This window comes from Hydrogenophaga sp. GW823-FHT04C09 (assembly GCF_058796355.1).
Genome location: NZ_JBXAIO010000001.1, coordinates 274,033 through 288,221, shown reverse-complemented (window position 1 = coordinate 288,221; position 14,189 = coordinate 274,033). Strand labels below are relative to the sequence as shown.

Sequence of the window (14,189 nt, the reverse complement as noted above, 5' to 3'; positions counted from 1 at the left end):
TCAGAGCCCCACGGCGCGCAGGTCGATGCGGCCCTGGTGCAGGGGCGGGCACCAGAAGTAGGCCCCGGTTTCCGGTTCCGTGAAGGAGAAGAGGGCGTCGACCACGCCGTCCTCCGCGCCCGACATGCGGCGCAGCAGGGCTTCGTAGGCATCGAACGAGTGGCCGAAGGCGGTGAACATGGAGCCGCCTTCGTTGCCCTCCGCCCAGGGCATGGCACGGCGCAGCACGAACGCCGGCGGCTCGAAGTCTTCCTGGGCCGTGCGCTTCACGTGCGCCGAGGCCGGTGCGTCGTCGAGTTCTTCGTTGTTGTGGTGGGCGCGGCCGAAGACGTGGTCGCGTTGCAGCTCGGGCATGGCGGCGAAATGGCTCAACTGGTGGCGCCAGCGCTGCACCGCCAGGAAGCTGCTGCCCGCGAGCGGGCCCTGGGCCACCAGGGCCGCGGCGAGCGCGTCCTCGCCCTGCGGGTTTTCCGTGCCGTCTTCGTAGCCGCTGAGGTCGTGGTTGGTGCGGTGGCTGAAGGCGTCGGTGATGGCGCGCAGCTCGAAGGCCGACGCCAGCAAGGCCTCCAGCTGGCGGCTGCGCAGCAACAGTTCCCCGCGGTCGCTGCCACGCAACCAGATTAGGAGGTCGATGGGCGTGGCCGGCAGTTTGACGAGCGCGCCCTCGATCTGAGGGAAGCTTTTGAGCCCAGGGACCTGCGTGCCGAGCGCACGCACCAGCGACTCGCCCAGGCCAACGACGGTCGCTTCGCCATCGGCGAAAGCAGCGAGTTCGCGCAGCACGGCCTGGGGGGTGGCGCCGATGCGCAATTGGCAACTGAGGTAGCGGGCCTGGGTGGGAATGGGCTGGAGGATGCCGGGTTGGGCAGGGAGTGGAACGGACATGGGTTGTTCTGGGAATGGGGCGATGGCGGCGCGCCGCGCGGGCGCAAGCCGCGCGGCAGAAAGGCAGGCGGGACTTTACCAGCGGCCCGTGGGCCGGCACCGGTCAGGCCGCGGCTTCCAGGCCGTTCTCGAAGTGCTCGCGCATGCGCTGCACCGTCAACGCGGCGTCGCGCTGCGTGAGCGCGGCCACGATGGCGCGGTGCTCGGCCAGCGACTCCTCGATGCGCCCGCTCTTGAGCAGCGAGTTGTGGCGGTTGAGCTTCATCACCTTGCGCAGGTCGGCCACCATCTGCTCGCGCCAGCGGTTGCGCGCGAGTTCGAGCACGCGCATGTGGAACTGCTCGTTGAGCGCGAAGAAGCGGTCGCGCTCGCCCACGGCGGCTTCCAGTTCCTGGTGCAAGGCCTGCAGGCTGGCCAGCTCCTCGTCGCTGGCGCGCGCGGCCACCACGCCGGCCGCGTCCGACTCCAGCAGGGCCAGCAGGTGGTAGACATCCGCAAGGTCTTTCTCGGACACTTCGGTGACGTAGGCGCCGCGCCGCACCTTCATCGTGACCAGGCCTTCGGCGGCCAGCACCTTGAGCGCCTCGCGCAGCGGGGTGCGGCTGATGCCGTATTCCTCGGCGAGCTTGAGCTCGTCGATCCAGCTGCCGGGCTCGAGCTCGCGGCGGAAGATGCGCTGGCGCAGCAGCTCGGCGACTTCTTCGTACAGGGCGCGGGGCGAAAGCGACAAAGCGGACATGGTCAGGGAGGGGTCAATCGGGGGTGTGGGACACAGGCCGGCATTGTAAGCCAATAGGAATATTTTGCATCAATAATTATGAATCATGTAGAATCCCGGCGGTCCTGATCCCGTCCAAACCGAGTTTTGCCATGAGCCAGAAACAGCCCGAATTCAACGCAGCCACCCTGGAAGCCTGGGCTCAGGCGGCCCGCAAATCCGCGCCCGGTGGCGATGTCTCGGCGTTGGACTGGGTCACGCCCGACGGCATTCGCGTCAAGCCGCTGTACACCGCCGAAGACACGGCCGGGCTGCCGCACACCAACACCCTGCCGGGCTTCGAGCCCTTCATCCGTGGCCCGCAGGCCACCATGTACGCGGTGCGGCCGTGGACGATCCGCCAATACGCGGGCTTCTCCACCGCCGAAGAGAGCAACGCCTTCTACCGCAAGGCCCTGGCCGCGGGCGGGCAGGGCGTCTCGGTCGCGTTCGACCTGGCCACGCACCGGGGCTACGACAGCGACCACCCGCGCGTCACCGGCGACGTGGGCAAGGCCGGCGTGGCGATCGACAGCGTGGAGGACATGAAGATTCTGTTCGACCAGATCCCGCTGGACAAGGTGAGCGTGTCCATGACCATGAACGGCGCGGTGCTGCCCGTGCTGGCGGGTTATGTGGTGGCGGCGGAGGAGCAGGGGGTTGGGCAGGACCAGCTCAGCGGCACCATCCAGAACGACATCCTCAAGGAGTTCATGGTCCGCAACACCTACATCTTCCCGCCCGAGCCGTCGATGAAGATCATCGGCGACATCATCGAGTACACGGCGCAGCACATGCCGAAGTTCAACTCGATCTCGATCTCGGGCTACCACATGCAGGAAGCCGGCGCCAACCAGGCGCTGGAGCTGGCCTTCACGCTGGCCGATGGCAAGGAGTATGTGAAGACCGCGATCGCCAAGGGCATGGACGTGGACGACTTCGCCGGGCGCCTGTCTTTCTTCTGGGCGATCGGCATGAACTTCTACCTGGAGATCGCCAAGATGCGCGCCGCCCGCCTGCTGTGGACGCGCATCATGAAGGGCTTCAACGCCAGGAACCCCAAGAGCCTGATGCTGCGCACGCACTGCCAGACCTCGGGCTGGTCGCTCACCGAACAGGACCCTTACAACAACGTGGTGCGCACCGCCATCGAGGCCATGGCCGCGGTGTTCGGCGGCACGCAGTCGCTGCACACCAACTCGTTCGACGAAGCCATCGCGCTGCCCACCGAGTTCAGCGCGCGCATCGCGCGCAACACGCAGCTCATCATCCAGGAAGAGACGCACATCACCAACGTGGTGGATCCCTGGGCCGGCAGCTACATGATGGAGAGCCTCACGCAGGAGATGGCCGACAAGGCCTGGGCCATCATCGAGGAGGTCGAGGCCATGGGCGGCATGACCAAGGCGGTGGACAGCGGCTGGGCCAAGCTCAAGATCGAAGCCGCCGCCGCCGAGAAGCAGGCGCGCATCGACTCCGGCAAGGACGTGATCGTCGGCGTCAACAAGTACAAGCTCAAGCAGGAAGACCCGATCGAGGCGCGCGACATCGACAACGTGGCGGTGCGCGACGGGCAGATCGCCCGCCTGAAACAGATCAAGGCCACGCGCGACGCGGCGAAGGTGCAGGCCGCGCTGGAGGCGCTGACCGCTGCGGCCGACAGCGGCGAGGGCAACCTGCTGGACCTGTCGATCCAGGCCATCCGCCTGCGCGCCACGGTGGGCGAGGTGAGCGATGCGCTGGAGAAGATTTACGGGCGCCACCGCGCCGATACGCAAAAGGTGACCGGTGTGTACGCAGCTGCCTACGATTCCGCCGAGGGCTGGGAAGCCCTCAAGACCGAGATCAACACCTTCGCCGAGGAGCAGGGCCGCCGGCCGCGCGTGATGATCAGCAAGCTCGGGCAGGACGGCCACGACCGGGGCGCCAAGGTGGTGGCCACGGCGTTCGCCGACCTCGGCTTCGACGTCGACATGGGTCCGCTGTTCCAGACGCCCGAAGAATGCGCGCGCCAGGCGATCGAGAACGACGTGCACGCGGTGGGCGTGTCCACCCTGGCCGCCGGCCACAAGACCCTGGTGCCGGCCATCATCGCCGAGCTGAAGAAGCAGGGCGCGGACGACATCATCGTGTTCGTGGGCGGCGTGATCCCGCGCCAGGACTACGACTTCCTGTACGAGTCGGGCGTCAAGGGCATCTACGGCCCGGGCACGCCGATCCCGGCGAGCGCGAAAGACGTGCTGGAGCAGATCCGGAAGGCTTTGGGGTGACCCCTCAGGCATTGCTGGAAGGCATCGTGCGTGGCGCGCCTGCCACGCAGCGCCGCGCCATGGCCAAGGCCATCACGCTGCTGGAGTCCACCCGCGCGGACCACCGTGCCCAGGGCGACGAGCTGCTCACCGCCTTGCTGCCGCACACCGGGAACGCATTGCGCCTGGGCATCAGCGGCGTGCCGGGCGTGGGCAAGAGCACCTTCATCGAGGCGCTGGGCCTGTACCTGATCGGGAAGGGGCACCGCGTGGCGGTGCTGACCATCGACCCGTCCTCTTCCGTCTCGGGCGGCTCGATCCTGGGCGACAAGACGCGCATGGAAAAACTCTCGGTGCACGACCAGGCCTACATCCGGCCCAGCCCGAGCAGCGGCACGCTGGGCGGCGTGGCCGAAAAGACGCGCGAGGCCATGATGGTCTGCGAAGCGGCCGGCCACGACATCGTGATCGTCGAGACCGTGGGCGTGGGCCAGAGCGAGACCGCGGTGAGCGGCATGACGGACATGTTCGTGCTGATGCAGCTGCCCAACGCGGGCGACGACCTGCAGGCGATCAAGAAGGGCGTGATGGAGCTGGCCGACCTGGTGGTCATCAACAAGGCCGACCTGGACCCCGACGCCGCCACGCGCGCGCGCGCGCAGATCACCTCCTCGCTGCGCCTGCTCGGCCTGCATGGCCACCCCGAGCACGCGCACCACAACGACGGCCTCTGGCACCCGCAGGTGATCCAGCTCAGCGCGCTGCAAGGCCGGGGCGTGGACGCCTTCTGGGCCGAAGTCTCGCGTTTTCGCGCGCTGCAGACCGGCAACGGCCAGCTCGCCCAGCGCCGCCAGCAACAGGCCCGCGCCTGGATGTGGGAACGCATCGACGCCGGCCTCAAACAACGCTTCCGCGCGCACCCCCAGGTGCGCGCCGACCTCGACGAGACCACCCGCCGGGTGCTGGCGGGCGAACTGCCGCCGTCCACCGCGGCGCGCCAGCTGCTCGACCTCTTTGACTGACCGACCGTTTCCTCCGGAGAACCACCATGCAGGACATCCTTGAACAACTCGAACGCAAGCGCGCCGCGGCGCGGCTGGGCGGTGGCGAGAAGCGCATCGCCGCGCAGCACGCCAAGGGCAAGCTGAGCGCGCGCGAGCGGCTGGAGGTGCTGCTCGACGAGGGCACTTTCGAAGAGTGGGACATGTTCGTCGAGCACCGCTGCACTGACTTCGGCATGCAGGACAACAAGATCCCCGGCGACGGCGTGGTGACGGGCTACGGCATGATCAACGGCCGCCTGGTGTTCGTGTTCAGCCAGGACTTCACCGTCTTCGGCGGCGCGCTGTCCGAAGCGCACGCGGAGAAGATCTGCAAGGTGATGGACCAGGCGATGAAGGTCGGCGCGCCGGTGATCGGCCTGAACGACTCGGGCGGCGCGCGCATCCAGGAAGGCGTGGCCTCGCTCGGCGGTTATGCCGACGTGTTCCAGCGCAACGTGATGGCCTCGGGCGTGGTGCCGCAGATCAGCATGATCATGGGCCCCTCGGCCGGCGGCGCGGTGTACTCACCCGCCATGACCGACTTCATCTTCATGGTCAAGGACTCGAGCTACATGTTCGTCACCGGCCCCGAGGTGGTGAAGACGGTGACGCACGAGGAGGTGACCTCCGAGGAACTGGGCGGTGCCATCACGCACACCACCAAGAGCGGTGTGGCCGACCTGGCCTTCGAGAACGACGTGGAGGCGCTGCTGATGCTGCGCCGCCTCTACAACTACCTGCCGCTCAACAACCGCGAGAAGGCGCCGGTGCGCCCCAGCGGCGACCCGATCGACCGCATGGAACTGAGCCTGGACTCGCTGGTGCCCGAGAACCCGAACAAGCCGTACGACATGAAGGAGCTCATCGTCAAGACGGTGGACGACGGCGACTTCTTCGAGCTGCAGCCCGAGTACGCCAAGAACATCCTGATCGGCTTCGCCCGCATGGACGGCCAGACCGTGGGCATCGTGGCCAACCAGCCGCTGGTGCTGGCCGGCTGCCTGGACATCAAGAGCTCGATCAAGGCCGCGCGCTTCGTGCGCTTCTGCGATGCCTTCAACATCCCGGTGGTTACCTTCGTGGACGTGCCCGGCTTCATGCCCGGCACCTCGCAGGAGTACGGCGGCATCATCAAGCACGGCGCCAAGCTGCTCTACGCGTACGCCGAGTGCACAGTGCCCAAGATCACCGTGATCACGCGCAAGGCCTACGGCGGCGCCTACGACGTGATGAGCTCCAAGCACCTGCGCGGCGACGTGAATTTCGCCTGGCCCAACGCCGAGATCGCGGTGATGGGCGCCAAGGGCGCGGTGGAGATCATCTTCCGCGAAGAGAAGAAGGACCCGGTCAAGCTCGCGCAGCGCGAGGCCGAGTACAAGGCCCGCTTCGCCAACCCCTTCGTGGCGGGCGCGCGCGGCTTCATCGACGACGTCATCCTGCCGCACGAGACGCGCAAGCGCATCTGCCGCAGCCTGGTGATGCTGAAGGACAAGAAGCTCGAGAACCCGTGGCGCAAGCACGGCAACATTCCGCTGTGAACAGGCCCACCACCGCGCCGCGCTTCGCGCGTCACCCCCTCAAGTGGGCAGCGCCAGCGGCCCGGCAAAGCCGGTTCCGCGGCACTTCTGGAATGTTGCTCCGGACATGAGTCGGTAAAGAACAGATTGGACAAATGATGTTTACCAAGATCCTGATTGCCAACCGCGGCGAGATCGCCTGCCGCGTGATCGCCACCGCGAAGAAGATGGGCATCGCCACGGTGGCGGTGTATTCCGAGGCCGACAAGGAGGCGCGCCACGTGCAGCTGGCCGACGAGGCCGTGCTGCTCGGCCCCGCGCCCTCGCGCGAGTCCTACCTGGTCGCGGACAAGATCATCGAGGCCGCCAAGCGCACCGGCGCCCAGGCCATCCACCCGGGCTATGGCTTCCTGTCGGAGAACGAGGCCTTCGCCAAGCGCGTGGAAGACGAGGGCATGGCCTTCATCGGTCCCAAGCACTTCAGCATCGCGGCCATGGGCGACAAGATCGCTTCGAAGAAGCTGGCCAACGCCGCCAAGGTCAACACCATCCCGGGCTGGAACGACGCGATCGAATCCGCCGACCGCGCGGTGGAGATCGCCCGCGACATCGGCTACCCCGTGATGATCAAGGCCAGCGCGGGCGGCGGCGGCAAGGGCCTGCGCGTGGCCTTCAACGACAAGGAAGCGCTGGAGGGGTTCACCAGTTGCCGCAACGAGGCGCGCAACAGCTTCGGCGACGACCGCATCTTCATCGAGAAGTTCGTGCAGGAGCCGCGCCACATCGAGATCCAGGTGCTGGGCGATTCGCACGGCAACGTGATCTACCTCAACGAGCGTGAATGCTCCATCCAGCGCCGCCACCAGAAGGTGATCGAAGAGGCGCCATCGCCCTTCATCTCGGAGGCCACGCGCAAGGCCATGGGCGAGCAGGCCGTGGCCCTGGCCAAGGCGGTGAAGTACCAGAGCGCGGGCACGGTGGAGTTCGTGGTCGGCAAGAACCAGGACTTCTACTTCCTGGAGATGAACACGCGCCTGCAGGTCGAGCACCCGGTGACGGAGTGCATCACCGGGCTGGACCTGGTGGAGCTGATGATCCGCGTGGCGGCCGGCGAGAAGCTGCCGCTGACGCAGGCCCAGGTGCAGCGCAACGGCTGGGCCATCGAATGCCGCATCAACGCCGAGGACCCGTTCCGCAACTTCCTGCCCAGCACCGGCCGTCTGGTGCGTTTCGCGCCGCCGGCGCAGACCATGTTCCAGGGCAACACCGCCGATCTGCTCGGCGTGCGCGTGGACACCGGTGTGCAGGACGGTGGCGAGATTCCGATGTTCTACGACTCGATGATCGCCAAGCTCATCGTGCACGGCAAGGACCGGCTGGACGCGATTGCCAAGATGCGCGAGGCGCTCAATGGCTTCGTGATCCGGGGCATCAGCAGCAACATTCCCTTCCAGGCCGCGCTGCTGGCGCACCCGAAATTCGTCGCGGGCGACTTCAACACCGGTTTCATCGCCGAGCACTATGGCCAGGGTTTCCGCGCCGAAGACGTGCCGCACAGCGACCCGGACTTCCTCGTCGCCCTGGCCGCCTTCGTGCGGCGCAAGTCGCGCGAGCGCGCGGCTGGCCTGTCGGGCCAGTTGCCCGGCTATGGCGTGAAGGTGGGCCACGACTACTCGGTGATCGTGCTCGACGCCCAGGGCGAACACGCCTACAAGTCCGTGCATGTGGACGAGGTGGTGGGCCAGCTCGGCTCGGCCGTGGTGACCGTGGACGGCAAGCGCTACGCGATGTCCAGCCCCTCGCGCCTGAACGACATCTGCGTGACCGGCACCTGCAACGGCCAGCCCTACACGGCGCAGATCGAGCGCGGCACGCCGCGCAACCCGCTGGCCCTGGTGGTGCAGCACAACGGCACGCGCATCGAGACCATGGTGGTGTCGCCGCGCATGGCCGAGCTGCACGCCCTCATGCCGTTCAAGGCGCCGGCCGACATGAGCAAATACGTGCTCTCGCCCATGCCGGGCCTGCTGGTCGAGGTGGCGGTGCAGCCGGGCCAGAAGGTGCAGGCCGGCGAGCGCGTGGCCGTGATCGAGGCCATGAAGATGGAAAACGTGCTGTTCGCCGCCGCCGACGGCGTGGTCTCCAAGGTGCTGGCGAAGATGGGCGAGTCGCTGGTGGTGGACCAGCCGATCGTCGAATTCGGTTGAGGCGCGGGTGGGCACCTTTGGATACGGACAGCGGGCCGTGAAATGCGCTAACCTGCAAAGCCACCCGGCTCTGAAGGATTCGCATGAAGCATGGTCTGGCTTTCGCCCTGGGATGTTTGCGCGATCCGCGCCGCATGGGTGCCATCGCACCGGCTTCCCGGGCACTGGCCCGGGCCATCGTGAGCGAGGTCTGGCGCAGCCAGCCTGGCGTGCTGATCGAGGTGGGCGCGGGCACCGGTGCCATCACGCGCGAGCTGGCCATGTCGTTCGCGGCGCTGGAGCGTTTCGTGGTGATCGAGCGCGACCCCGACTTCGCCCGCCTGCTGCGCCACGCCTTCCCGCTGGCCGAGGTGCTCAACCACTGTGCCTCCGACGTGAACCAGCTCACGATCGAGGCGCGCTCGCCCGTCACGCTGGTGTCGTCCCTGCCGCTGCTGTCCATGCCGCGTGACGAAGCCCGCGAGTGCGTGAACGCCATGCTGAGCTTGATCGGCCGCCAGCCGGGCTCGCGCCTGATCCAGTACACCTACGCGGCGCCGCACCTGCGGCCCTTCAACGGCATTCCCCCGGGCTGGCACTGGCGGCGCTCGGCCTCGGTCTGGGCCAACCTGCCACCGGCCACGGTCTGGGCGCTGGAGCGCGCGCCCGTTTCCCTCAACGGAGTTCATTGAGACATGCCTTCCTCCTCACGTCCTTTCAAGGTGCTGGGCATCCAGCAGATCGCCATCGGCGGGCCCGACAAGCAGCGCCTGCAGAAGCTCTGGGTCGACATGCTGGGCCTGGAGGTCACGGGCACCTTCCGCAGCGAACGCGAGAACGTGGACGAGGACATCTGCGCCATCGGCGCCGGCCCGTTCAAGGTCGAGGTCGACCTGATGCAGCCGCTGGACCCCGAGAAGAAGCCGGCGGTGCACACCACGCCGCTCAACCACATCGGCCTGTGGATCGACGACCTGCCCACCGCCGTGCAGTGGCTCGGCGCCCAGGGCGTGCGCTTTGCGCCGGGCGGCATCCGCCAGGGCGCGGCGGGCTTCGACATCACCTTCCTGCACCCCAAGGCGAATGAGGAATTCCCCATCGCGGGCGAGGGCGTGCTGATCGAACTGGTGCAGGCGCCCCCCGAAGTGGTGGACGCGTTCGCGCGCCTGGCCGCCCAGCCGGCCTGATTCCCGGGACGAGCGGCCGAGCGCCCGGAGCAGGGCGGCTTTTCGGGCGCTGTTCGGCGCACCGCGGCCCGGGCCGCGAACTTAATCTTGTGACCTGTGAAGGCTGTGCCAAGGGTGGCGCGGCCCACCCCTTGTCGCAGGAGTTCCGCATGAACCCGTCACCCGGCCAAGATTCGAACGACCTTGCCAGCGCGTCCAGCTGGCTGGGGCGGGGCATGGCGCCCGCCTGGCCCGCCGAACTGCTGGAGCACTTCTGCCTGCGCATGTCGTCCCAGGGCATGTGCGTGAGCCGGGCGCTGATGATCTGCGACCGCCGCTACGCGCTGGAACAACTTGCGCATGCCCACAACATGGCCGACGACACGCTGCGGATGATGGCCGTGCAGCTGTTCCGGCATTTCGAAGCCCGCCAGTCCGGCATCGCCGGTCTGCACTGAGCCCACGGGGTTTCCCCGGCTCAAGGCGGATGGCGCGGCACCGATAAGAACCCATTCACACCGAGGAGCGGTACACCCATGTCCGGATTCCATCCGCTGTTGCCCGGCATCGCCCTGATGCGCCGGTTCCGCCTGCGCGGCAAGCTTCTGCTGCTCGCGGCCTCGTCGGTCCTGCCCCTGCTGCTCGCCTGGGGCCTGCAAGGCCCTGACGGGCTGCACGGCGGCGCCCTGATGGTCGCGATCGCAGGCCTGGCCCTGCTGGCCTACCTCATGGTCTCGTTCTACGTCAGCTTCACCGCGGACTTCCAGCAGGTGCTCGGCGCCATGGGGCAGACGGTGTCGGGCAACCTGCGGGCCACCATTCGCGTGCAGGGCAGCGACGAACTGGCCGAGCTGGCGCGCCTGCTGGACCGCACGATCGGCAACCTCTCGGCCATGGTGGCCGAGGTGCGCAGCAATTCCGCGCTCGTCGCCCACGCCGGCAAGAGCCTGGCGATGGGCAACCGCGACCTCGCCGACCGCACGGAGCAGCAGGCCGCGAACCTGGAGCAGACGGCGGCCAGCGTGCACGAGCTCTCGGGCACGGTGCAGCAGAACGCCCGCACCGCGGGCGAGTCCGACCAGCAGGCCGCGCAGGTGCGCGACGTGGCCGAGTCGGGTGCGAAGTACATGGGCCATGCGGTCGAGTCGGTCGAAGGCATCCAGAAGAGCGCGCAGCAGATGAACGAGATCATCGGCGTGATCGACAGCATCGCGTTCCAGACCAACATCCTCGCGCTGAACGCGGCGGTGGAAGCCGCTCGGGCCGGTGAACAGGGCCGGGGTTTCGCGGTGGTGGCCGCCGAGGTGCGCACGCTGGCCCAGCGCTCGTCCGCCTCGGCCAAGGAAATCCGCGAGCTGATCGAAGCCTCGCGCAGCCAGGTGGAGGCGGGCGTGGCCCAGATCCGCACGGCCGGCAACAGCATCGGTCAGATCGTCACCGGCGTGCGCGGCGTGGCGGCCAACATGTCGCTGATCTCCGCGTCGAGCGCGGAGCAGAGCACCGGCCTGAGCGAGATCTCGGCGGCCGTGACCCAGCTCGATCAGATCACCCAGCACAACGCCCAGATGGTGGAACGCGCGGTGCAGCAGGCCAACCAGCTGGAGCAGCGCGCGGCCCACCTGTCGAAAGCGGTGTCCTCCTTCATGCTGCAGCAAGGCACGGCCGATGAGGCCATGCAATTGGTGAGCCGTGCCTTGGCTCAGCGCAAACAAGGCGGGCGCGAGGCGTTTTCGCGCTCGATCACCGAGCCCTCCAGTGGCTTTCACGACCGCGACATGTACGTGTTCGCGCTCGACAGCACGGGCGTCTACCGCGCCTTCGGCGGCAAGCCGGAGAAGGTGGGCAGCCGGGTGCAGGACATCGCGGGTGTCGACGGGCAGGCCTTGCTCAACGCCATCGTCGCGCAGGGCGAGGCGGGTGAGGGCTGGGTGGAGTACGACATCGCCAACCCGGTCACCGGCGCCATCCAGGCCAAGATGTCCTACGTGATGAAGATCGACGATCTCTACGTGGGCTGCGGTGTCTACAAGACCGTGGCCGCGCGCCAGGGCGCCTGAAGGGGCGGGTCAGCCGCCGGTCTGCCCGCGCCTGGCGCGGGAACGGGCCAGCGCGGCTTCGATCACGGCGCGCTTCTTGTCCAGCACGGCCTCGTCGCTGATCTTCGAGTGCGCGGCCAGATCGGCCAGTTTCTCGCGCGCCTTCGTTTCCAGCCGCACTTCGTGTTCCCGCTTCTCGCGCGCCAGGCGCTGTTGCCGCAGGCTGTAGCGCTCGCGCCCCTGCGCGGCCTGTTCGGCCGACCAGGCCTGCCAGCCGGTGCGTTCACCGCTCACGATTTCCAGCGAGATGCAGTCCACGGGGCAGACCGGCAGGCACAGCTCGCAGCCGGTGCAATAGGGCTCCACCACGGTGTGCATGCGCTTGTGGATGCCGAGGATGGCGTCGGTGGGGCAGGCCTGGATGCACAGCGTGCAGCCGATGCACCAGGCCTCGTCGATCACCGCCACGGTGACCGGGCCTTCGATGCCGAAGCGGTGGTCCAGCGCCTGCACGGGTTGGCCGGTGAGGGCGGAGAGCCGCTCGATGCCTTCGGCCCCGCCGGGGGGACACTGGTTGATGCCCGCTTCGCCGTCCGCGATGGCCTGCGCATAGCTCGCGCAGTCGGGGTAACCGCAACGCGTGCACTGGGTCTGCGGCAGGGCGGCGTCGATGCGCCGGGCGAGGTCGTTCATGCCCGCGAATATACCGGCGCCGCCAGGGCGCCGTGGGCTTCGCCGCTCAGGCCTTGGCGGCTTTGCGGCTGGCCGTCTTGCGGGCCGCTGCCGGTGCCTTGGCGGCCGGTTTGCGCGCCACGGCCTTGGGGGCCGCTTTCACGGCCGGCTTCGCTGCGGCAGGCGCGGCATCCGCGGCGGGCTGGTGCGCGCGGATGAAGGTCTTGACCACCGGGTGCACCATGTCGCGCCAGCGCCGGCCGCTGAAAATGCCGTAATGGCCGGCGCCCTGCGCCTCGTAGTGCATCTGGTGCGTCTTCGGGATGCCGGTGCACAGGTCGTGCGCGGCGGCCGTCTGCCCGGAGCCGGAAATGTCGTCGAGCTCACCTTCCACCGTGAGCAGGGCGGTGCGCTTGATGTCCTGCGGACGCACGCGCTCCAGCTCACCCTGTTCGTTCTTCACGTCCCAGGTGCCGTTGACCAGCTTGAATTCCTGGAACACCGTCTCGATCGTTTCGAGGTAGTAGTCGGCGTCCATGTCGAGCACGGCGTTGTACTCGTCGTAGAACTTGCGGTGGCTCTCGGCGCTGGAGTTGTCGCCCTTGATCAGGTCCTTGAAGTAGTCGTAGTGGCTCGACGCGTGGCGGTCGGGGTTCATGGCCACGAAACCGGTGTGCTGCAGGAAGCCCGGGTACACGCGGCGGCCGGCGCCGGGGAAGTTGTCGGGCACGCGGTAGATCACGTTGTTCTCGAACCACTCGTAGCTGCGCTGGGTGGCCAGGTTGTTCACCGCCGTGGGCGACTTGCGCGCGTCGATGGGGCCGCCCATCATGGTCATGGACAGCGGCGTGGTCTCGCCCCGGCTGGCCATCAGCGAGACCGCCGCGAGCACCGGCACGGTGGGCTGGCAGACGCTCATCACGTGGCAGTTGCCGTAGCCCTGCTGCAGGTAACGGATGAACTCCTGGATGTAGTTCACGTAGTCGTCCAGATGGAACTCGCCATCGGCCATCGGCACGAGGCGGGCGTTCTTCCAGTCGGTGATGTAGACCTTGTGGTCCTTGAGCATGGTGCGCACGGTGTCGCGCAGCAGCGTGGCGTAGTGGCCCGAGAGCGGGGCGACGATGAGCACCACCGGCTGCCCCTTGAGCTTGGCCAGCGTCTCGGTGTCGTCGGAGAAACGCTTGAAGCGGCGCAGCTCGCAGAATGGCTTGTCGATCTCGATGCGCTCGTGGATCGCGATGTCCACACCGTCCACATCCACCGTGTGGATGCCGAACACCGGCTTCTCGTAGTCCTTGCCCAGCCGGTGCATCAGGTCGTAACCGGCGGAGATGCGCTGGGCACCCGGCAGTTGGGCCAGCGGCAGCATGGGGTTGGTGAAGAGCTTGGACGCGACCTCGGCCAGGTCAGCGAACGGCTCCATGATCGAGCGCTGGGTTTCGTAAATCTGGTACAGCATGGGCGTCGAATCTGGTTATGTTGCAGTGCAATATAGCAGCATGTGCAAGTCCCTATAAGGGTGAAAACACTATACCCCCGGGTGTTGTTGTCACCTTCGTGAAAGAATCCTGCCGGAACTTCGTGCGCGGCGGCGGGCTCCATGGCTTTTCCGCCGATCGCCACCCCCCATGCAACGTCGCCCCCTATTGATCGCCGGCGGGGCCCTCGCGGCCAC

Annotated in this window: 12 protein-coding genes; 8 read left to right on the top strand and 4 right to left on the bottom strand. The window is 67.6% G+C overall.

All coding sequences use genetic code 11. The annotated features are described in order from the left end of the window. Together AC1Q9M_RS01155 and AC1Q9M_RS01150 are read right to left on the bottom strand one after the other, a co-directional pair. Entirely contained in the window at positions 1-885 is an 885-nt protein-coding gene (locus AC1Q9M_RS01155; protein WP_492432030.1) for a Dyp-type peroxidase, read from the bottom strand. Between the two features lie 103 nt (positions 886-988). Beyond that, on the bottom strand, positions 989-1,624 hold the full coding sequence (locus AC1Q9M_RS01150; protein ID WP_382324537.1) for a GntR family transcriptional regulator: 636 nt from the start codon (positions 1,622-1,624) through the stop codon (positions 989-991). Between the two features lie 131 nt (positions 1,625-1,755). On the opposite strand from AC1Q9M_RS01150, the gene scpA reads away from it, so the two are divergent. The 8 genes from scpA to AC1Q9M_RS01110 all read left to right on the top strand — a co-directional run bounded on the left by scpA (position 1,756) and on the right by AC1Q9M_RS01110 (position 11,860). Next, a complete protein-coding gene (gene scpA, locus AC1Q9M_RS01145; protein ID WP_492432028.1) occupies positions 1,756-3,912 on the top strand; it encodes a methylmalonyl-CoA mutase in 2,157 nt (718 codons plus the stop codon). After that, a complete protein-coding gene (meaB, locus tag AC1Q9M_RS01140) occupies positions 3,909-4,913 on the top strand; it encodes a methylmalonyl Co-A mutase-associated GTPase MeaB (protein ID WP_492432026.1) in 1,005 nt (334 codons plus the stop codon). The genes scpA and meaB overlap by 4 nt, the downstream gene beginning before the upstream one ends. Positions 4,914-4,939: 26 nt before the next feature. Further along, the gene (locus AC1Q9M_RS01135) at positions 4,940-6,472 is read left to right on the top strand and encodes an acyl-CoA carboxylase subunit beta (RefSeq protein WP_291116648.1); all 1,533 of its coding nucleotides are present in this window, start codon (positions 4,940-4,942) and stop codon (positions 6,470-6,472) included. Positions 6,473-6,609: 137 nt separating this feature from the next. Next, positions 6,610-8,658 carry an acetyl-CoA carboxylase biotin carboxylase subunit gene (locus tag AC1Q9M_RS01130; protein WP_382324539.1) on the top strand — a complete coding sequence of 683 codons (2,049 nt, stop codon included), beginning with the start codon at positions 6,610-6,612 and terminating at the stop codon, positions 8,656-8,658. Between the two features lie 83 nt (positions 8,659-8,741). Then, positions 8,742-9,329: a class I SAM-dependent methyltransferase gene (locus AC1Q9M_RS01125; RefSeq protein ID WP_444686457.1), complete on the top strand. Its 588-nt coding sequence runs from the start codon at positions 8,742-8,744 to the stop codon at positions 9,327-9,329. Between the two features lie 3 nt (positions 9,330-9,332). Further along, positions 9,333-9,824: a VOC family protein gene (locus AC1Q9M_RS01120; RefSeq protein ID WP_382324543.1), complete on the top strand. Its 492-nt coding sequence runs from the start codon at positions 9,333-9,335 to the stop codon at positions 9,822-9,824. Between the two features lie 149 nt (positions 9,825-9,973). Further along, positions 9,974-10,261 (top strand): hypothetical protein, encoded by a 288-nt coding sequence (locus AC1Q9M_RS01115; RefSeq protein WP_492432023.1) that lies wholly within the window; start codon positions 9,974-9,976, stop codon positions 10,259-10,261. Between the two features lie 78 nt (positions 10,262-10,339). Next, positions 10,340-11,860, top strand: a complete 1,521-nt coding sequence (locus AC1Q9M_RS01110; RefSeq protein ID WP_492432021.1) for a methyl-accepting chemotaxis protein — start codon at positions 10,340-10,342, stop codon at positions 11,858-11,860. 9 nt (positions 11,861-11,869) lie between these two features. Here the strand turns inward: AC1Q9M_RS01110 and rsxB are convergent, their stop codons facing one another. After that, positions 11,870-12,532, bottom strand: a complete 663-nt coding sequence (gene rsxB / locus AC1Q9M_RS01105) for an electron transport complex subunit RsxB (RefSeq protein WP_492432019.1) — start codon at positions 12,530-12,532, stop codon at positions 11,870-11,872. Positions 12,533-12,578: 46 nt separating this feature from the next. Then, positions 12,579-13,973, bottom strand: a complete 1,395-nt coding sequence (locus AC1Q9M_RS01100) for a polyhydroxyalkanoate depolymerase (protein WP_492432017.1) — start codon at positions 13,971-13,973, stop codon at positions 12,579-12,581. Between the last annotated feature and the right edge of the window lie 216 nt (positions 13,974-14,189).

Coding starts and splice junctions, on each gene's coding strand:
- AC1Q9M_RS01100 (WP_492432017.1), bottom strand. CDS start 13,973: ATGCTGTACCAGATTTACGAAACCCAGCGCTCGATCATGGAGCCGTTC.
- rsxB (WP_492432019.1), bottom strand. CDS start 12,532: ATGAACGACCTCGCCCGGCGCATCGACGCCGCCCTGCCGCAGACCCAG.
- AC1Q9M_RS01135 (WP_291116648.1), top strand. CDS start 4,940: ATGCAGGACATCCTTGAACAACTCGAACGCAAGCGCGCCGCGGCGCGG.
- AC1Q9M_RS01120 (WP_382324543.1), top strand. CDS start 9,333: ATGCCTTCCTCCTCACGTCCTTTCAAGGTGCTGGGCATCCAGCAGATC.
- AC1Q9M_RS01125 (WP_444686457.1), top strand. CDS start 8,742: ATGAAGCATGGTCTGGCTTTCGCCCTGGGATGTTTGCGCGATCCGCGC.
- scpA (WP_492432028.1), top strand. CDS start 1,756: ATGAGCCAGAAACAGCCCGAATTCAACGCAGCCACCCTGGAAGCCTGG.
- AC1Q9M_RS01150 (WP_382324537.1), bottom strand. CDS start 1,624: ATGTCCGCTTTGTCGCTTTCGCCCCGCGCCCTGTACGAAGAAGTCGCC.
- AC1Q9M_RS01115 (WP_492432023.1), top strand. CDS start 9,974: ATGAACCCGTCACCCGGCCAAGATTCGAACGACCTTGCCAGCGCGTCC.
- AC1Q9M_RS01110 (WP_492432021.1), top strand. CDS start 10,340: ATGTCCGGATTCCATCCGCTGTTGCCCGGCATCGCCCTGATGCGCCGG.
- AC1Q9M_RS01130 (WP_382324539.1), top strand. CDS start 6,610: ATGTTTACCAAGATCCTGATTGCCAACCGCGGCGAGATCGCCTGCCGC.
- AC1Q9M_RS01155 (WP_492432030.1), bottom strand. CDS start 885: ATGTCCGTTCCACTCCCTGCCCAACCCGGCATCCTCCAGCCCATTCCC.